The 19568-nt window shown below is 40.0% G+C and carries 18 protein-coding genes; 11 read left to right on the plus strand and 7 right to left on the minus strand.

Going from position 1 to position 19568, the window contains the following annotated elements:
- Positions 1–132: 132 nt before the first annotated feature.
- Complete coding sequence (locus PR809_RS05610) at positions 133–564, minus strand: fimbrial protein (protein ID WP_336298713.1); 432 nt, start codon at positions 562–564, stop codon at positions 133–135.
- A gap of 770 nt (positions 565–1334) precedes the next feature.
- Between PR809_RS05610 and PR809_RS05615 the strand changes: the two genes are divergently transcribed.
- From PR809_RS05615 to yjiA, 4 genes are all read left to right on the plus strand, one after another.
- Positions 1335–1787 (plus strand): WG repeat-containing protein, encoded by a 453-nt coding sequence (locus tag PR809_RS05615; protein WP_166265755.1) that lies wholly within the window; start codon positions 1335–1337, stop codon positions 1785–1787.
- A gap of 431 nt (positions 1788–2218) precedes the next feature.
- Positions 2219–4372 carry a carbon starvation CstA family protein gene (locus PR809_RS05620; protein WP_102139446.1) on the plus strand — a complete coding sequence of 718 codons (2154 nt, stop codon included), beginning with the start codon at positions 2219–2221 and terminating at the stop codon, positions 4370–4372.
- A gap of 101 nt (positions 4373–4473) precedes the next feature.
- Positions 4474–4677, plus strand: coding sequence for a YbdD/YjiX family protein (locus tag PR809_RS05625; RefSeq protein ID WP_004260586.1), 204 nt, complete (start codon positions 4474–4476; stop codon positions 4675–4677).
- 22 nt (positions 4678–4699) lie between these two features.
- Entirely contained in the window at positions 4700–5668 is a 969-nt protein-coding gene (gene yjiA, locus PR809_RS05630; protein ID WP_102139437.1) for a GTPase, read from the plus strand.
- Between the two features lie 233 nt (positions 5669–5901).
- On the opposite strand, the gene PR809_RS05635 is transcribed toward yjiA, so the two are convergent.
- Both PR809_RS05635 and PR809_RS05640 read right to left on the minus strand, forming a co-directional pair.
- Positions 5902–7224, minus strand: coding sequence for an L-cysteine desulfidase family protein (locus tag PR809_RS05635; protein WP_206276231.1), 1323 nt, complete (start codon positions 7222–7224; stop codon positions 5902–5904).
- A 208-nt stretch (positions 7225–7432) separates the two neighbouring features.
- The gene (locus tag PR809_RS05640; RefSeq protein WP_102139434.1) at positions 7433–8779 is read right to left on the minus strand and encodes an MATE family efflux transporter; all 1347 of its coding nucleotides are present in this window, start codon (positions 8777–8779) and stop codon (positions 7433–7435) included.
- Between the two features lie 199 nt (positions 8780–8978).
- Here PR809_RS05640 and PR809_RS05645 point away from each other — a divergent pair, with 199 nt between their 5' ends.
- The 3 genes from PR809_RS05645 (at position 8979) to PR809_RS05655 (ending at position 11472) form a co-directional block, all read left to right on the plus strand.
- Positions 8979–9875 (plus strand): diaminopimelate dehydrogenase, encoded by an 897-nt coding sequence (locus tag PR809_RS05645; RefSeq protein ID WP_102139433.1) that lies wholly within the window; start codon positions 8979–8981, stop codon positions 9873–9875.
- Positions 9876–10046: 171 nt separating this feature from the next.
- The gene (locus PR809_RS05650; protein ID WP_102139432.1) at positions 10047–10769 is read left to right on the plus strand and encodes a hypothetical protein; all 723 of its coding nucleotides are present in this window, start codon (positions 10047–10049) and stop codon (positions 10767–10769) included.
- A 4-nt stretch (positions 10770–10773) separates the two neighbouring features.
- Positions 10774–11472: a hypothetical protein gene (locus PR809_RS05655; protein WP_195697629.1), complete on the plus strand. Its 699-nt coding sequence runs from the start codon at positions 10774–10776 to the stop codon at positions 11470–11472.
- A 55-nt stretch (positions 11473–11527) separates the two neighbouring features.
- On the opposite strand, the gene PR809_RS05660 is transcribed toward PR809_RS05655, so the two are convergent.
- A complete protein-coding gene (locus PR809_RS05660) occupies positions 11528–12355 on the minus strand; it encodes a phosphoenolpyruvate hydrolase family protein (RefSeq protein WP_206276232.1) in 828 nt (275 codons plus the stop codon).
- Positions 12356–12367: 12 nt separating this feature from the next.
- Positions 12368–13585 (minus strand): Tm-1-like ATP-binding domain-containing protein, encoded by a 1218-nt coding sequence (locus PR809_RS05665; protein WP_195697628.1) that lies wholly within the window; start codon positions 13583–13585, stop codon positions 12368–12370.
- Between the two features lie 376 nt (positions 13586–13961).
- On the opposite strand from PR809_RS05665, the gene PR809_RS05670 reads away from it, so the two are divergent.
- Positions 13962–14585, plus strand: coding sequence for a TetR/AcrR family transcriptional regulator (locus PR809_RS05670; protein ID WP_102139428.1), 624 nt, complete (start codon positions 13962–13964; stop codon positions 14583–14585).
- Between the two features lie 221 nt (positions 14586–14806).
- Positions 14807–15856 carry an AbrB family transcriptional regulator gene (locus PR809_RS05675; RefSeq protein WP_102139427.1) on the plus strand — a complete coding sequence of 350 codons (1050 nt, stop codon included), beginning with the start codon at positions 14807–14809 and terminating at the stop codon, positions 15854–15856.
- Positions 15857–15915: 59 nt separating this feature from the next.
- Here PR809_RS05675 and PR809_RS05680 read toward each other — a convergent pair whose 3' ends face one another.
- A complete protein-coding gene (locus tag PR809_RS05680; RefSeq protein WP_102139426.1) occupies positions 15916–16263 on the minus strand; it encodes a YacC family pilotin-like protein in 348 nt (115 codons plus the stop codon).
- Between the two features lie 240 nt (positions 16264–16503).
- Between PR809_RS05680 and cueO the strand changes: the two genes are divergently transcribed.
- Together cueO and hpt are read left to right on the plus strand one after the other, a co-directional pair.
- Positions 16504–18135: a multicopper oxidase CueO gene (gene cueO, locus PR809_RS05685; RefSeq protein ID WP_206276233.1), complete on the plus strand. Its 1632-nt coding sequence runs from the start codon at positions 16504–16506 to the stop codon at positions 18133–18135.
- A gap of 126 nt (positions 18136–18261) precedes the next feature.
- The gene (hpt, locus tag PR809_RS05690) at positions 18262–18798 is read left to right on the plus strand and encodes a hypoxanthine phosphoribosyltransferase (RefSeq protein WP_102139424.1); all 537 of its coding nucleotides are present in this window, start codon (positions 18262–18264) and stop codon (positions 18796–18798) included.
- Positions 18799–18897: 99 nt separating this feature from the next.
- Here the strand turns inward: hpt and can are convergent, their stop codons facing one another.
- A complete protein-coding gene (gene can, locus PR809_RS05695; protein WP_102139423.1) occupies positions 18898–19551 on the minus strand; it encodes a carbonate dehydratase in 654 nt (217 codons plus the stop codon).
- Positions 19552–19568 lie beyond the last annotated feature (17 nt).

A 19568-nucleotide genomic window follows, 5' to 3' on the forward strand; every position in this document is an offset into this window, starting at 1 on the left:
GGCTAATGGTGTTTGATTGATACTAATAACTCGAGTCCCATCTAATAATTGGACACCAATCACTCCGTTAGGGTCATCATTAAAGAAATTATTACTGCCTGCATTACTAGCTAAACTAACGGACGACTGTTATTAGTCGTAAGCAACACTGAAGGTTACTGGTACGTTTAAGTTTTGAGCGACAGCATCAGTTGTTGTTGCATAAAGACCTGCAACTATTGGGATGATGTAATCACTTTGACCAGTAACTTTCAGGTCTGCAACTTCAGTTGTTGTGTTAGGCTTAACCGCAACTTTATCTTTACCAGCTGCTAACTTAACACTGATTTGTGATGCTTGAGCATCTGCAAACATGTCTGAATGGCCAGTTAATGCTTCACCTGTTGCTAAGATAGAAACAGTAGTTGCTTTTCCAGCTTCGTTATCGCTACCAGTGGCAGCGTCATAGACTTTAGTACAGTTATTTAAAACTAAATTAAAGTTTGCTTCTGATAATGCTTTAGCTGTATCAATTTTTTCGTTTGAGTGAGTTCCTAAGCTGATTAAGTCTTTAGAAGCGCTAATATTACAAGTTGCAGCAACTAAACGTGCATTAAAGTTAACAGTTGCATCTTGAGCAGCAAAAGCTTGAGAAGAAAGAGTTGCAACAGTGAAGCACCAATCAGAGCAAGTTTATTTAATTTCATAATCATAGTTCCTAAGTATATGGGAAAATTTTAATTTTGTTTTTAAATTAATATATATTTAAAGTTTCATATTTCAGATTAGGTTTTTATTCTATTAATAAATATTAACAACCCGACAATCATTATTTAAGAATCTATTAATAAAACGAGTTTATTAATATTAGATATTTAATAAATAATTTACTTCTTCATAAAAACTTAATTTTAAATGTCTTAGTATTTATTTAGTGAACACAGGTTCACCGGAGAACGTGATTAACATTAATTCTACTCACGTAGGTTGCCAAACAGGCAGAAAATGCATTTTTCTGTTTTTTTAATTGATTTATAATTGTTAATTCTTATTTGTTTCAATTGGTTATGTGGTTTTTCATTGTCTTAAGTGATATCGATAGTTGGTTTTTGGTCTTATATGTTATATGGGTGAATAGGTTTGATAAATAAGCATGGTATGTTACCCCATCATTTCTAGTTGATGACTCAATTTCAGTCTTGAGATTATTCTTATATAAGACTTTGTTTACCGTTATTCCTAGTTTCATTGAAAGGGATATCAGCTATCTTTATTAAGTGAGTATTCAATAGAACAAATCAGATAAGCTTGGTTTCTTATCACCTATTAGGCGTAAAAGTAGAGCAAGGAAAGTTATGAAGATTCATTATGTAGTGGGTTTAATGTCTCTAGGATTAATATCTGTTTTATCAACAGCGCAAAATCTTGAACAACAATTTAGTTTATGGGTAGAGAACGAAAAAGATAAAATTGCGTGTTTTGAGCAACAATCTTCATTTAAGTATTGCTTAGGAAAATCACCTAATAAAGGTTTGGCTGTTTTTAACCAAAAAGGAGAAGAGATTTACCAACTTTACTATTTTGATAATTGGCCTGATGAAGCACAAGACGGGGTATATCGAATACGCAAAGAAGATAAAATTGGTTTTGCAGACGCAATAACAGGAGAAATTGTGATTGATGCAATTTATGATTGCGCGTATCCATTTGAAGCAGGAAAAGCAAAAGTCGGTATCGGATGTGAAACACAAACAGACGGTGAACACAGTTGGTGGGTTGGTGGTAAATGGACAACGATTACACGCTAATAGTAAATAGGTATTATACAGTTTTAGATAAACCACTTTTGAATTTTACGTTATTAATGAGATTTATTTACAATAACTCTCATTTTACTCACATTAAATTTATTTTTTAACTTATTGAAAACAAAATAAAATAGTTATATAGATCACACTTTTGGCCGTATCTAGCCCCCCTAAAAACCATTCAAAGTAAAAAACAAACCGCTTAATTCCTTATGTCACCACTTAGCCTAACTTTAGTCATTTGCAGAGTGTAATTTCATACCATATAGACCATGGCAGAGCTCAATTTTTTAATGTAATACAGTTCAACCACTGCCAATTAAAAAGCCATCAACGATAAATGATAAGCAATGAAAACACAGCGATATCGTTTTTTATGGTGGTTAATACAAAATCAATGGCATGTTCGTTTTACCTCAGAAGGGTGTTCTATGAACAAAAATGGTATTTTAAAGCACATTCCGTGGATGATCCTAGGAATAATCGGTGCGGTCTGCTTGGGGGTAGTCGCACTCAGACGTGGTGAGCACATCAGTGCTCTGTGGATTGTCGTCGCTTCTGTGGCGGTGTATCTCATCGCATATCGGTATTACAGCTTATATATTGCTAAGAAAGTGATGAAGCTGGACGAAACACGTGCGACTCCAGCCGTCATTAATAATGATGGGTTAAACTATGTTCCGACAAATAAAAATGTTCTATTTGGTCACCACTTTGCCGCGATTGCAGGGGCAGGGCCATTAGTCGGACCGGTTCTTGCGGCTCAAGTCGGCTATTTACCCGGCACCTTATGGTTGCTTGCGGGGGTTGTGTTAGCCGGTGCGGTGCAAGATTTCATGGTGTTATTTATTTCATCACGCCGTAATGGTGCATCATTAGGGGAAATCGTTAAAGAGGAGCTTGGCCCAATTCCGGGAACGCTGGCGCTCTTTGGGTGCTTCCTAATTATGATCATTATCCTTGCTGTATTAGCATTGATAGTGGTGAAAGCCTTGGCAGAAAGCCCATGGGGTGTCTTCACCGTTGTGTCAACGGTGCCTATCGCATTGTTTATGGGGATATATATGCGATATATCCGGCCGGGACGCGTAGGTGAAGTTTCTGTTATCGGTATTGTTCTGTTAGTGGCTTCTATTTGGTTTGGTGGCGTGATTGCTCACGACCCATACTGGGGCCCAGCACTGACATTCAAAGACACGACAATTACTTATGCATTAGTGGGTTATGCGTTTATCTCAGCATTATTACCTGTATGGTTGATTTTAGCGCCTCGTGACTACTTAGCGACCTTCCTGAAAATTGGGGTTATCGTTGGTTTAGCGATTGGTATCGTTATTCTAAACCCTGAATTAAAAATGCCAGCAGTCACACAATTTGTTGATGGCTCCGGCCCTGTTTGGAAAGGTACTCTATTCCCATTCTTATTTATTACCATCGCTTGTGGTGCGGTATCCGGTTTCCATGCGTTAATTTCTTCAGGTACTACACCTAAGTTATTAGCAAACGAAAAAGATGCGCGTTACATCGGTTATGGTGCAATGTTAATGGAGTCATTTGTTGCGATTATGGCACTGGTAGCGGCTTCTATTATCGAACCAGGTCTGTATTTTGCAATGAATACACCACCGGCAGCGTTGGGTATTACAATGCCTAACTTGCATGAGTTGGGTGGCCCAGATGGCGCAGCTATCATGGCTCAGCTCAAAGATGTATCTGTTCATGCAGCTGCTACAGTGAGTTCATGGGGCTTTGTGATTTCACCTGAACAAATCATGCAAACAGCTAAAGATATTGGTGAGCCGTCGGTGTTAAACCGTGCAGGTGGTGCGCCGACATTAGCAGTAGGTATTGCGTATGTTTTCCATGAAATCATGCCTGCGGCAAATATGGGCTTCTGGTATCACTTTGGTATTCTGTTTGAAGCTCTGTTTATCTTAACTGCATTGGATGCAGGAACCCGTTCTGGCCGCTTTATGCTGCAAGATTTATTAGGTAACTTTGTTCCGTTCTTGAAGAAAACTGATTCACTGGTTGCGGGTATCATCGGTACAGCGGGATGTGTTGGCCTGTGGGGTTACTTATTGTATCAAGGCGTTGTTGACCCACTGGGCGGTGTTAAGAGCCTATGGCCTCTGTTCGGTATCTCGAACCAAATGTTAGCCGCTGTTGCTTTAATCTTAAGTACAGTTGTATTGATTAAGATGAAACGCAGTAAATACATTATGGTGACCGTCTTACCTGCGGTATGGCTATTAATCTGTACAACTTGGGCATTAGGACTGAAATTATTCAGTGATAACCCACAACTGGAAGGGTTCCTATACTTAGCGAAATCTTATAAAGATAAGATTGCGGCAGGTGGTGCAGAATTAACTGCACAAGAAATTACTAATATGAATCACATTATTATTAATAACTACACCAACGCAGGCCTGAGTATTCTATTCTTAGTGGTTGTCTACGGTATCATTTTCTACGGTATCCGTGTTGGGATGAAAGCATACAAAAACCCAGAGCGTACAGACAAAGAAACACCTTATGTTCCTGTACCTGAAGAGGGCGTGAAAGTTTCATCTTCACATTAAGTTACCCTTCAACGAATTTGAACATCGAAAGGTGTTTGATAAATGAAAGGTCGCCCTACATTGTGTACTCATGATGTAGGGCATTTGTATTGGAGAGGCTGATGTTTGGAAATCTCGGCAAAACAGGAAAATACCTCGGGCAAGCCGCACGAATGTTAATTGGTATTCCTGATTATGATACCTATGTACAGCATATGAGTGATAATCACCCAGATAAACCCGTGATGACATATAAAGAGTTTTTTCGCGAAAGACAAGATGCACGGTATGGTGGTAGTGGTAAAGGCGGATTTCGCTGCTGTTAATCAATGAAGTGTGAGGGCAATAATGAAACCTATTAGCGTAACAATTTTAACCGGTTTTCTCGGTGCAGGTAAGACGACTCTCCTTAGCCATATTCTTCATGCTGAGCATGGTCATAAAATCGCAGTGATTGAAAATGAGTTCGGTGAAGTCCCCATTGATAACGCAATAATTGGTGATCGTGCGACACAAATTACTACATTAAGTAATGGGTGTATTTGTTGTAGCCGTTCGAATGAATTAGAAAATGCCTTATTAGACCTATTAGATGGCCTTGATAGTGGAAAATTAGACTTTGACCGTCTAGTCATCGAGTGCACTGGCATGGCAGATCCAGGCCCGATCACTCAAACTTTTTTTTCCCATGAAGTCTTATGTGAACGTTATGTATTAGACGGCATTATTACCTTAGTGGATGCTGTCCACGCTGATAAACAATTGAATGATTTCGCCATTGCCCAAGCGCAGATTGGCTATGCAGACCGTATTTTATTGACCAAAACCGATATTGAGCCAAATAATGAGGCTTTAATTGAACGTTTACAACGTATTAATGCGAGGGCACCGATTTACCCCGTTATTCACGGTGATATCGACCTGAATTTATTATTGGACATCGAAGGCTTTTTATTGGATTCACAATTGAATGTCAAACAACCGACATTCCGTTTCGCCCCTAAACAACAAAATGAAGTGGGCTCGATTGTCCTTGAATTTAATTACCCTGTTGAACTGATGGCAGTTTCTCAGGTAATGGAAGAATTATTACTTGGTTTTGCTGATAATTTACTGCGTTATAAAGGAATACTTTCCATTGTGGATGAGCCAAAGCGGTTGCTATTCCAAGGTGTTCAGCGCCTTTACAGTGCGGATTGGGATAGAGACTGGGACGTTGATGAACAACGCCGCAGTGTATTAGTGTTTATTGGTATTGACCTACCAGAAGAGATGATCCGCGAAAAATTCGCAGCCCTAGAAGTTAATTCTAAATAGAACAATTCAAAAAAAGAAATTCAAAGTCATTAGCGGCGTAGCAAGGCGGCAAAAGAGCCAATTCCTAGGAGCATACACAAGTATGTGACTAGGGTTGGCGAATGTAGCCAACAACGCTACGGCGTTAAGGACGAAGAATTAGCGACGTAGCAAGACGGCAAAAGAAATAATCCCTAGGGGCATACACAAGTATGTGACTAGGGTTGGCGAATGCAGCCAACAACGCTACGGCGTTAAGGGCGCGCTTTAGCGGCCATAATTTCAATAATCTGCACGTCAGTATGCTTCATAGACCCCGCTGCTAGAGAACATAAGTTGGCAATGGACTGGTCGACATCATCAGAAACGATACCATCCGACCCTCTAACACAGCTATTATCTAATGCCATCAACACGGCTTTATAAGCGGCACTCGCACTGGTTGACACCTTCATGGCACAACTGTTTGACGCACCATCACAAATCATACCGCTAACATCACCAATCATACTGGAAATTGCCATTGCAACGACTTCATATCGGGACTCGAGTAACCAGGCGATGCCTGCCGCAGCCCCCATCGCTGCGGTTGTCGCGGCACACAGTGCCGATAATGCAGGGAGCTGATTATGAATATAAATCGCCATTAGGTGCGACAACATTAAGGCGCGAGCCAGTTGTTCTTCGGAAGATTGTAAATAATCAGCCGTGACAACCACTGGCATGGTTGCAGCGATACCTTGGTTACCTGATCCTGAATTACTCATGGCTGGCAATACAGCCCCTCCCATTCGAGCATCAGAGGCCGCAGAGGTACGGATCATAATTTCTGACATTAAGTCTTTTGAAAGCAGGCCACGATCTCGCTGGGTTTGCAATGTTTTACCAATATGTAAACCATAAACATTGCGTAAACCTTCTTGAGATAAGGCTTCGTTTAAATGGGCCGCTTCAAGAATAAAACGAATATCTTCTAATGGCGCTTCGGTAGCAAATTGATAAACAGATTTAGCGGTGACTGGCGGCAGTGGGATGTCTGCCGCACAGTCAACAGGAGATTCATGATGAGGTTGAGCTGTCGTGGCATCAAATACGGTATGATTGTTGTGGATCATTTTAACAATATTCGTATGAGACCCCGCAATGATAACGGTTGCGGATCCAGTTTGTGTGTATACCGTGGCTTCGGAGTATATGACATCATCACAAGGGTGCTTGATATTAACGGTAATAGCCCCTTGAGCTAACATGCTTTTACTCAATGCAATAGCATCCGTAGATGCTGATTTTAATACTTCTAAACCCGCTTCAGGATCACCGCCAATTGCGCCAAGGGCTGCGGCAATAGGTAAACCAACCATACCTGTTCCGGGTACAGTTACACCCATGCCATTTTTCATGAGGTTAGGGGAGACAAAAGCACAGACACGGATCACGGCTCCATCAAGTAATGAAGCGGCTTTGGCGGCAGCATATGCCAATGAAATCGGCTCAGTACAACCTAAGGCAGGTTTTACTTCTTGTTTTACTGCGTTGATAAAATATTGCCAAAGTAGTGGTTGTGATTGAGCATGCATGGCAAATCCCCTTAATAAAATCTTTTTCAATTTTATTATTTTAAACAACAGTCTGGAGAAAAACTTCACTAAGTTAGGGGATTTAAAGAGAGTGGGGAGAAATATTATCTCTAATTTGAACTATAAAAATGAAATATTTCTAACTTTGAGCTTTGTCACAAAAGTCCTGCCTATGAAATTCGACAGGACCAAGTGATAATTGAAAAGGTTAGTTTTCTACATCAAGGCGTTTACTTTGCCACTTACGTGAGCGCCAGCGCCATGCATTGGTTAAGCCGCGCAGCCATTCATCAGCAAAGAAACCTAGCCAAATGCCTAAGAGACCCATCTCCATTTTTATGCCTAAGAAGTAGCCTAATGGGATAGCAACGCCCCACATAAAAATAATGGCAGTACATAGCGGAAAGCGAGCATCGCCAGAAGCACGCAAGGCATTTACCATCACGATATTAATTGTCCTGCCAGGCTCTAAGAACACCGAAAGTAAAAATAATGGCAGCAGTACCTTAATAATACCTTGGTCATCCGTAATATTATTTAAGATAGGATCGCGGAATAACCAAAAGGCGATAACGACACCAATTGTTACGTAAAAACCCATTTTAAGGCTTTTTACACCGCGCCTATAGGCATCTTCAAAGCGCTTTGCGCCAACAAGGTGACCAACCATAATTTCATTACCAATGCTGATAGAGATCCCAAACAACATGATAAACAATGACAATTGGAAATAGAGCGTTTGTGCCGCGAGGGACGTTTCCCCCATTAAACCGATAAATGCAGATGCGGTCATGAAATGGAGGATCCACACGAGATTTTCCCCCGCAGAGGGTAATCCAATGTGTAAAATTTTCCCCAATATTTTCCGTGACCAGTGTATTAACATCATTGGGACAAATTTAATTCTCAGCCCATAAAACAGTAGGCAGAAAAGTAAAATAACGGCAACAATACGCCCTACGACAGTTGACCAAGCAACGCCTTCCAGCCCATATTGAGGTAAGCCGAAGAAACCATAAAGCACAATGATGTTACCAAATACGGTAATTACATTAGCGATTAATGTGACCCACATTGCAGGCTGCGCTTTACCATAAACCCGCAAGCATGCTGCTAAAATAATTGAGATTGCTTCTGGAATTAAACAAATCCCTAATATACGTAAATAAGTATAACCATCAGCCATTAAATGTGATGGCATATTCATGATAGTTAGAATGCTATAGCCAAAAAATAACGCAACTAATGCGCTGGAAAAGCCAAGAATAAAGTTAAAAGCGATTGAAATATGAATTGCTTGGCTGGCTTTTTCTCTACGCCCTGCCCCAAGGTACTGGGCAATAACAACGCTACACCCCACACTAATAAAGTTAAAAATAGTGATAAATAGATCAAATACTTGGTTTCCCACCCCCATAGCAGCAAGGTAGGCAGTAGAAACGTGACTGACCATATAGGTATTAATTAATAATGTGGCCAAATGAAGAAAAATATCGATAAAAATTGGCCAGCTGAGCGAAAAGAGTGACCGCTCAGTCACATCGGATTGATGCATTGAGAACCTTTATATATTCATGAATGTTAGGGAAAGCTTTCTGAGTGGCTAATTCTACATGGATTTCAATAATGAAAATAGGGTTAAAATGCGTCTGATTTAATTAGGCTAATGTTTTGTTTACTTTTAATTATTCTGTTAAATTCAATTTCGCTATAAATAATTTAATAAGCAACATCAGAACTGTATAGGAGCAAAAATGACAAAAATTAAAGCAGCAATAGTGGGCTACGGTAACATTGGTCGCTATGCACTAGAAGCTGTTCTGGCCGCTGAAGATTTTGAGTTAGTCGGGGTAGTTCGTCGTAATACACAAGATATTCCTGCAGAACTTTCAGCCTACAAAGTGGTTGATGATATTGAAAAATTAGGAAAAGTTGATGTTGCGCTACTCTGTTCACCTACGCGTGCAATCGGCCCATTAGCAGCAAAAATTTTAAGTTTGGGAATTAATACGGTTGATAGCTTTGACGTACATTCGGATATTGTGGCTTTAAAACGTAGCTTAGATGATATCGCGAAGCAGCATAATAGCGTGGCGGTTGTTTCTGCCGGATGGGATCCCGGTTCTGATTCGATTATGCGTACATTGATGTTAGCAATGGCACCAAAAGGGGTAACTTATACGAATTTTGGTCCGGGGATGAGTATGGGGCACAGTGTGGCCGCTAAGGCTATCAATGGCGTAAAAGATGCACTTTCTGTCACAATTCCATTAGGAACAGGGGTTCATCGTCGTATGGTTTATGTTGAATTAGACGGTGGCGCTAAGTTCGATGAAGTGGCTCAAGCGATTAAAGCAGACAGCTACTTTTCTTCTGATGAAACACATATTCGTCAGGTGGATAGCATTGATGCACTAAAAGATGTTGGGCACGGTGTGCACATGACTCATAAAGGCGTTTCAGGGGCAACACATAACCAGTTGTTCGAATATTCAATGCGCATTAATAACCCTGCACTGACGTCTCAATTTATGGTTTCTGCCGCACGAGCGACGATGAAACAAGCCGCAGGCGCCTATACTGTGATTGAAATTCCACCGGTAAATTTCTTACAAGGTGACTTAGATACGCTGATCGCCAAACTGGTTTAATTTCCATTTAGTCTATCTGTGGCATGGCGTTTCTACGTTCATGCCATCTTGTCGATATTTTTTACACTTTATCCTGTCTCGAGTCTATCATTCAGACTTTAACCACTGTTTATTTTTTGTATTATCAAGTAGCTTATTAATAAAGTGGTATTGATGGCATGGAGTGAGGTAATGGTAAAGCCACCAAGGAGTGGGAAAGATAAAAGCCAAGGTTTTTTCCCAAAACAATCTTCAGTAAAAAGTGTGAAGGAGAATTCGCACTCTTTCAGTATTCTTCGTGCTTTTTCTAAAATAATAAACTACGGTTTTTCATTATTTTATGTTGGTTTTATTTTATCGGTATGGTTTTTTCCTGAATACTATACGGTAGAAATTATTTATAACCTGACATTGATCCTGATTTTTGAATTTATTTTAGTTCACTCGGGCGTCTTTATGGCGGTATTTCGTGATTGGAGAATATTAACGTTATTTGCTCTTTTCTATGGTCTTTTTGCACTGGCCATTAATATGTCAGTATTAGGTGATTCCCCATTAATTTTATATTTATACAGTGCCACTGTTGCAAATCGAATGCTTTTTGGTTTAACCAGCCGAACAGAGCAAGAACGTTCAGAAAATATGGGCTATTCAGCATTAATGGCACTTAATTTTATGTTCTGTATTTTCTCAGTGTTAATTTTATCTTTCCTCGTGCCTTATGGCGGGTTAACGCCTGAATATTTAAGGTCTATTGGCTATTATTCGAGTATCTCTAGCGGTGGTGAATTCCCAGATAAACCCCATGTGGCTTTTGCCTTTGGCGTGCTCTACTTTGGTATGCCTGTATTTATGGCTTGCTTAATGCATTTTTTATGCAAAGGGCATTCTATTTACCAGGAAAAAGGGAAATAACTTTGTGGCTAGAAAGATAAAAAAAAGGAAAACTCCTCGCAAAAATACGTCGACTATAGGGACGAACAAAAAACATTATTTTCTTGAATCAGAAGAACCGCAAGGAATAATGGGGACGTTGCCAACATTGGTTGAGCACGGGCTCACTATTTTTTATATTGTATTTTTGTTGTCACTTTGGTTTTCACCTCAATGGTCTGGGGTGGCTGTTATTTACAACATGGTATTGATTTTATTATTTGAATTTATTTTGATTCATATGAGCACCATGATGGCTGTTGTGGCGAAAGGTTTTTTCTTTATTGTGATTGCCGCGATTTTAGGTTGCGTTGCGTATATTTTTCATACCACACAAATTAACTCCTCTGCGATCCTCTATATTTATGCCGCAACATTAATTAATCGTATTATTATTGGACGAAAACAGGCTAATGATATGAATAGCCATTTTAATGCTTTTGATGAAGGCATTGCCAAATTACGTCATTATGTCGCGTGTTTTATTATTATCATGCTGCTTGGTCGTTATTTACCGCAAGGTGGGTTAACGGAACAGTATTTGGAGCAAAATAACTATTATGGCATGCTCAAGATGACTGGAGCGACAGAAAACCCATTAATGGTTATCCAATTTGGGGTTTTATATTATTCGACATCATTACTCTGGGTGTTATGGCGCTATTTAAACCCAGCTAAAAAATAAAAAAAACGCCTACCGAAGTAGGCGCCTGGTGTTGGCAAAACATAAAGTAAAAAAACTAACGTGTAATTGATTTAAATTTTTGTGTGGTGGCAGTTAATGCTACTTCTGTTGGTAAACGCTCCATTGAGCTGGCACCATAGAAACCATGGCAATCAGGGCAGTTGGCTAAAATGTATTCAGCATCTTCAGGGGTGGCTATCGGGCCACCGTGGCACAGAACAATCACATCTTCGCGTACTGCTTTTGCCGCTTTTGCCCATTCATTGATTAGTGGAACGCAATCCTTGAGCGTCAGTGCGGTTTCAGCTCCAATATTTCCCCCGGTCGTTAACCCCATATGTGGCACAATAATGTCAGCCCCGGCTTTAGTCATTGCAATTGCATCTTCAGCACTAAAAACGTAAGGCGTAGTGAGTAAATCTTTCTCATGAGCGAGGCGGATCATCTCAACTTCTAACCCATAGCCCATTCCTGTTTCTTCTAAATTGGCGCGGAAGTTACCATCAATTAGCCCGACGGTAGGGAAATTTTGTACCCCTGCGAAGCCTGTTGCTTTGATGTCATCGAGGAATTTATCGAATTGGCAGAATGGGTCTGTTCCATTCACACCGGCAAGGACAGGAGTATGTTTCACTACGGGCAAAACTTCTTTTGCCATATCCATAACGATTTCATTTGCATTGCCATAGGCTAATAAGCCTGCAAGTGAACCTCTACCTGCCATGCGATAACGGCCTGAGTTATAGATAACGATTAAATCGATACCGCCCGCTTCTTCACACTTAGCTGATAGCCCTGTTCCTGCGCCACCACCGATGATTGGTTCTCCCCGAGCAATCATGTCTCTAAATTTTTTTAATAAATCTGCGCGGTTATGTTTCATAGTTAACCTCTATTATTTGTTCAAAATTTCCTGGTGAAGCTGAATAACCTGGTCACAAAACTCGGAGGAGTTAATATGATAAGGACTCAAAATAAGCTGTCTTTTCTCTGTTATGATTAGATTTTCGGTTAAAGCATCAATGAAGGCTTGGTCTGCGATAGGATCCCAAAATGGAGCACCGTCAATATCTAATGCCGAAAACCCTGCTGTTGGAATAATAAAGCGCACTTCACCGTGACAACGATTTAATTTTTCTGCAATCCAACGACCCATTTGTTGGTTTTCTTCTTTGGTCGTTCTCATTAAAGTGACTTGAGCATTGTGGTGATAAAACAAGCGATCTTGACAGTGTTCAGGCACGCTGGAAGGACGGCCGAAATTCACCATATCCAAGGCTCCACAAGACATCACACAAGGGGTCTGAGTACGCTCAATAGCACCGAAACGGTCTTCATCACAAGCCAATACGCCACCAAATAAGTGGTCACACACTTCGGTGGTTGTAATGTCTAAAACTGAATGCAGTAATTGGCTATCAATCAGTTTTTCCATGGCTTTACCACCACTGCCTGTCGCATGGAAAACTAGACAGTCATATTGCGCCTCTAACTGTGTTGTAAGTTGTTGTACGCATGGGGTCGTTACCCCGAACATGGTGAGTGCAATTGCTGGTTTTAAGTCATGCGGTTGTTCTTCGTCATCAAACCAAACAGCTCCTGCGATTTGATTGGCTGCATTTTTTAATACTTTGCGAGAAATGATATTCAAACCTGATACATCAGTGACGGAATACATCATTGAAATATCACTCGCACCGATATAACCAGAAATGTCCCCTGAAGCCATAGTGGAAACCATTAATTTTGGAATACCCACAGGCAATACTTGCATGGCCGGTGTGATGAGAGCTGTTCCTCCTGACCCGCCTAAGCCAAGAATAGCGGCAACATCTGTTTGTGCGGCAAGATAAAGGCTGAAAGCATGTGCCATGGCTTCAATGGCTTTACCACGGTCACCGCAGAAAACGGCTTCAGTGCCGAGCGGATGAAAACTTGCAACGGTATGTGCGCTGATATCTGCGTTTTTTTCTAATTGCGTTGGCTGTGTTGTCAGGTCAACGGTACGTACCGCTAATCCGGCGTTTTTGATTAATTCACTGACATAAAATAGTTCAGCACTTTTAGTGTCAAGCGTCGTTACAACATAAATAAAACCCGGATGTTTTTTCATAGAACAACCCTTTCAGAGTAAAACGAGCGTTGAATTTTCCATCATAATGAGACCATGGTATCATTTGGTTTAGTTTTAAAATGAGACCGCAGTCTCATTTTTTGTTTTATTGTGAAAGACATTGGTTGCTAGTATTCATATCCTATTGATAAAATGTAATAAATACTTATTAATAATCTTGAATTACTTCGAATACATGTAGAAGATTAAAAGATTTAAATGTGATTGTTATGATTTTTGCTATTATCGTTGAAATCACCTCCATAGATAAATCTTTTCAAATTATCAATTAAGTATATTTACCTGTTTACACTTATGTGTTTTCATTAACGCTAACTGGCCTTATAGTAAGTGACAGTATTTTAAGGATAAATTAATGTCTAAAACTCACTCACTCTCAGAATACAAAGGGACACGAAAACGGACCTATGTATTATTGGTTACGACAGCTTTAGATTTATTTGAAAAAGGGGCGATGCCTTCTGTTTCTGAATTGGCAGTTGAGGCGGGAGTTTCTCGTGCGACAGCATATCGTTATTTTCCGACACAAGCCGATTTAATTACCGCAACGGTTAATGAAAGTTTAGGTCCTATTTTAACTTGGCGGCCACAAAGTGAGCAAACCGAAGAGCGTATTGGCGAGCTATTAACCTATGCTTTTCCACGTATGTTTGAACATGAAGGTGTTTTGCGCGCCGCGCTGCAAGTATCACTACAGCAATGGGCACAGGGGCGAGCTGCTCCACAAAATATTAAAGATAAGCCTCTAGAACGCGGAAATCGTAAAGAAATTCTTGCGATGGTGACATCGCCAATGAAATCAGAATATCCGCAAGAAATTATAGACAGAGTCATTCGAGCCTTTTCTGTTATTTATGGTTCTGAAATATTTTTAGTATTAAAAGATATTTGGAAAATGGATGATGCTCAAGTAACAGAATTAGCCCAATGGATGTCCAAAGCGATTATGAATCAAGCTCGCGCTGATAATATAAAATGAAGAAAACAGTTAAAGTGAAAAATAGTTTTGTTACTATGCTATGTTAATTTGTGTTAGAGAGATTTTTTCAGACTAAGTTAAAATAACTAGATCAAAACCTAATAAATGAATAAATACTGGTAGATGTCACTAAGGGGATAAATAATTAAAAACTAAAGCCATATTGCTTAAATAATGTGATATAAATTAGGGCTATAAAAAGACTTAATGGTTAATACCATATGATGAAATTATTAAAAATGATAGGTGGAATTTCCATCTGTGCTTTAATCGGTGGTGGGCTTACTTATCTTGGAATTCCCCTTGCATTGATGTTTGGCCCGATCATTGCGATTATCATTTTTCATCGTTTTGGTATTTCGTTCGCAATTCCTAAACATACCATTACCTTTGTTCAAGTCACACTGGGAACCTCTGTCGGCTTGATGTTCAATCAAGTATCTCTTAATGAAGCAGACAATTTATTTCTTTTACTATTAATGCTAGTTGTCTGTTTGGCCGTGCAATTTTCGTTCAGCTTTTTTTGGTTTTACCGAAAAGTCGGTTGGACAAAACAAGAGGCAATGCTAGGCTCTGTCCCCGGTGCGATGGCTGCAATTCTCGCATTAACTGACCATACCCATACACCACCCCAAAAAATTGTTATTTCCCATACAATTCGCTTAATTATTCTTATTTTATTAGCAGGTATTGTTGTTGGTAGTGATGGTGATCCGCAACCGATAATCGAATTTCCAGAACTCACATTAGTTTCAACGGGATGGCTACTGCTTATTATTGTTGTTGGTGTTATTTCAGGGATAATTTTACAGCGTTTAAGAGTCCCTGCGCCTTTTATGTTAACGTCATTAGCAGCGGCAACACTCATTCAAGGTTGGGTTGATATCCCATTGAATTTCCCACTGATGTTGACTGAACTCAGTATGGTATTGATCGGGATGAATATTGGTAACCATTTCATTGTTTTTCCACTTTCATCGTTGATTAAAAATATATATTCTTCAGCCCAAGTTGTGGTGGTAAATATCGTGCTGACTTTTCTTATCACGGTATTTGCATCTTGGATGACAGGCTATGATATTTCAGTATTATTGTTAGCTTGGGCGCCGGGGAGTATGGAAGCAATGACATTCGCAGCAATTACCATGAATTTAGATGCGGGCTTTGTGATGTCAAATCATATTATCAGAATGGTGATTATTCAAAGTATTCCATCGATAGCCCTGTTTTGGCAAGAACGAAGGCAAAAAAGGAATAATAATTTAGAGTAAAGAAAGAAAACATGCAGACTATATTTGGGCATGTTTTCTTGATGGGCTTTATCCTCCGCTTATTTTACGTAAGCAAAAAGGCCTAGCGAATCGCGAGCAAGGGACTGACATTTAAACTCGGTGGTAAGTGGTATTCCTTTTAGGTCACTATAACTTTCTTTGTTAAGAGCGGTCATTTTTTCCGCATTATAGTTACTAAGATCCCATTTGTTGCTTTTAGCAAAGTAAACGATAGCACGTTCAATTTCTCTATCAGGGATTTGTGAATACCCACAATCATATTTTAGATAAATAAAAACGGCCGTAAGATCAGCAAGATCTTCAGCTTCGTTGGTAGAAAGAGCTCTGGCAGAATTGGTTATCCCTAACAGAGTCATTAAGCATGACATCAATATAAATTTGCGCATTCGTTATTCTATCTGTTTTCTATGTCAAGTTACGTTAGCATAAGAATAGAATTGTTAGTCAACTATATTTTTCTTAAATCCATGTAATAAACCCACATTTATAGAGTGGCTTTATTGACCTTCCTGTAAGGGGAGGCTTTATCATACCTTCATTAAACCATGTTTTGCTTCGAAAGTGTAATTTGCCATAAATTACCCCTCTGATGATTATTAATTTGATAAATAAAAGGAAGGTTATCAATGCTACGTCGCGATTTTTTGAAATTAAGTGCTATCACATATGCTGCAAGTGCGCTGCCTATTTGGAGCCGCATCGCGGTCGCAGCGGGAAACTACCCTGAACTGGCAATCCCTCCGCTAGTTGAGCCAGATGCACAAGGCAATATTCAGCTAGCTATCCAACAAGGTATTTCGCAGTTTATTCCAGGAAAGAAAACAACGACATGGGGTTATAACGGAAATTTATTGGGCCCTGCGATTAGCTTAAAGAATGGGCAAAGCGTTAATATCAATATTGTGAATCAATTGGCTGAAGATACAACCGTTCACTGGCATGGCTTAGAAATTTCAGGTGAACAAGATGGTGGGCCTCAAGCGATAATTCAGCCGGGAGCAAGCCGTAAAGTGAATTTTACGGTAAACCAAAGTGAAGCGACATGTTGGTTTCATCCACATACTCATGGAAAAACGGGTTATCAAGTCGCAATGGGCTTAGCTGGTCTTGTATTAATTAAAGATGAAGACAGCACAAAGCACGGCTTACCAAGTGATTGGGGCGTTGATGATATTCCTGTCATTTTGCAGGACAAACGCTTAAAAGATGATGGTCAAATTGACTACCAGCTTGATGTGATGAGCGCGGCAGTGGGGTGGTTCGGAGACATCATGTTGACGAACGGAGCTGTTTACCCTAAACATGTTGCCCCAAAAGGTTGGCTACGCTTAAGGTTATTAAATGGCTGCAATGCGAGAAGTTTAAACATTTCCACCAGTGATGGACGTAAAATGTATGTCGTTGCGAGTGATGGTGGTTTACTAGCCGAGCCAGTTGCCGTAACAGAATTACCTATCTTGATGGGAGAGCGCTTTGAAGTCTTAATTGATGCCTCCGATGGTCGCGCATTCGATTTGGTTACGCTACCCGTCGGGCAAATGGGCATGACGATCGCACCATTTGACCAGCCTTTGCCTGTATTGCGTATCGAAACAACGTTGACGAAGGGAGAAGGTGACTTACCATCAACACTTGCAGCAATGTCTGCTATTCCTTCTCTTGCTGGCTTAAACCGTCGTCGTTTCCACTTAATGATGGATATGCGTTTGGACATGCAAGGCATGATGATGTTACGTGAAAAATATGGCGACCAGGCCATGGGTAATATGGGCGGTCATGGTGCAATGATGGGCAATATGAACCACGGTAACATGAATGCAGGCAATATGAACCATGGAAATATGAACCATGGAAATATGAATGGCAAAATGGGAAGTGGCGGCCACTGTGGTTCAGGTTCTGATGGTTTAGATATTCATAACGCGAATACCATTAATGGACAGGTTTTTTCAATGACTCATCCTGCATTCAATGCTCCTATGAATCAACAAGAAATATGGGTCGTTTCAGGGCGTGGCGATATGATGTTGCACCCATTCCACGTTCATGGAACACGTTTTCGTATCCTAAAAGAAAATGGCCAAGCCGTAGAGCCTCATCGCCAAGGTTGGAAAGATATTGTTAAAGTGGAAGGGCAGGTGAGTGAAATTTTAGTCGAATTTAAACACCCTGCAACTCAACAACATCCTTATATGGCTCACTGCCATCTCTTAGAGCATGAAGATACCGGAATGATGTTGGGCTTCACTGTAAGTTAACAGCCACATTTATTTTCAGATAAAATGCAGTGTGAAATTTTAGCACTGCATTTTCCTTTATTAGTATATGCGTGCTGCCTATGTTAAAATTACGTGCTTTCCATTCCCATAGATGCGTAATAGACGATGAAACATACCCTTGAAGTAATGATCTCTGAAGAAGAGATTGCTCAACGAATCAGTGAATTAGCCGATAAAATTAGCGCTCATTATCAAACACTTGATGGTGAATTAGTCCTTGTTGGTTTGCTGAAAGGTTCATTTATTTTTATGGCTGATTTATGTCGTAAGATTGATGTTCCTCATGAAGTCGATTTTATGACCGTTTCAAGCTACGGCAATGCGATGACATCAAGCCGTGATGTTAAAATTGTCAAAGACTTGGACGAAGATATCCGTGATAAACACGTATTAATCGTTGAAGATATTATCGACTCTGGCAATACCTTAAATAAAGTTCGTGAAATTTTCGAATTACGCGGCCCTAAATCTGTTGCTATTTGTACATTGCTGGATAAACCTTCACGCCGAGAAGTACAGGTTCCTGTTGAATGGATTGGTTATTCGATTGAAGACAAATTTGTGGTGGGTTACGGTATTGACTACGCTCAGCAATATCGTCATCTGCCTTATATTGGGCACGTAACGTTATTAGAAGACTAGATCTTCTGAATAAAACGACCAAAAAAGGACAGCATTGCTGTCCTTTTTTGTTGTGCATAGAAGCTCTTATGTCTAAGAGCTTCGAATTAATAATTTAATTTATTTTTTTTGAGTTAATGTTGAAATAGCTTCACGGTAACATAACTCAAGTTTTTCTCGGCTGTCAGCAGTAATATGTAAGTCGTGTAACCGGCCATTATTAATCCCATATACCCAACCGTGGATCATCACTTTCTGGCCTCGTTTCCATGCAGATTGCATGATGGTTGAATGCCCTAAATTATAAACTTGCTCAACGACATTTAATTCGCATAAACGGTTAAGACGCTCGCAAGGTTTTAGCTCACCTAACATAGAGCTATGTCTGTACCAAATATCTCTTATGTGTAATAGCCAGTTATTAATTAAGCCAAGTTCGGTGTTATCAACCGCTGCTTCAATACCACCGCAGCCGTAGTGGCCACAAATAATGATGTGCTCAACTTGTAAGACATCAACGGCATATTGAATGACTGATAAACAGTTTAGGTCAGTGTGAATAACTAAGTTGGCAACATTACGGTGCACAAAAAGGTCGCCAGGTGCCGCGTTAATTAATTTTTCTGCAGGTACTCGGCTGTCAGAGCAGCCTATCCATAAGAATCTCGGCTTTTGCGCTTTTGATAATTCTTTGAAGAATTCGGGATCTTGTTCATTGACTGATGCTGACCATGCTTCATTGTTAGCAAACAGCTCTTCGATTTTTCTCATCATGACTTATAGCCTAGTTG

Origin of the sequence: Providencia sp. PROV201 (assembly GCF_028479545.1) — a bacterium.
Classification (GTDB): Bacteria; Pseudomonadota; Gammaproteobacteria; order Enterobacterales; family Enterobacteriaceae; genus Providencia; species Providencia huaxiensis.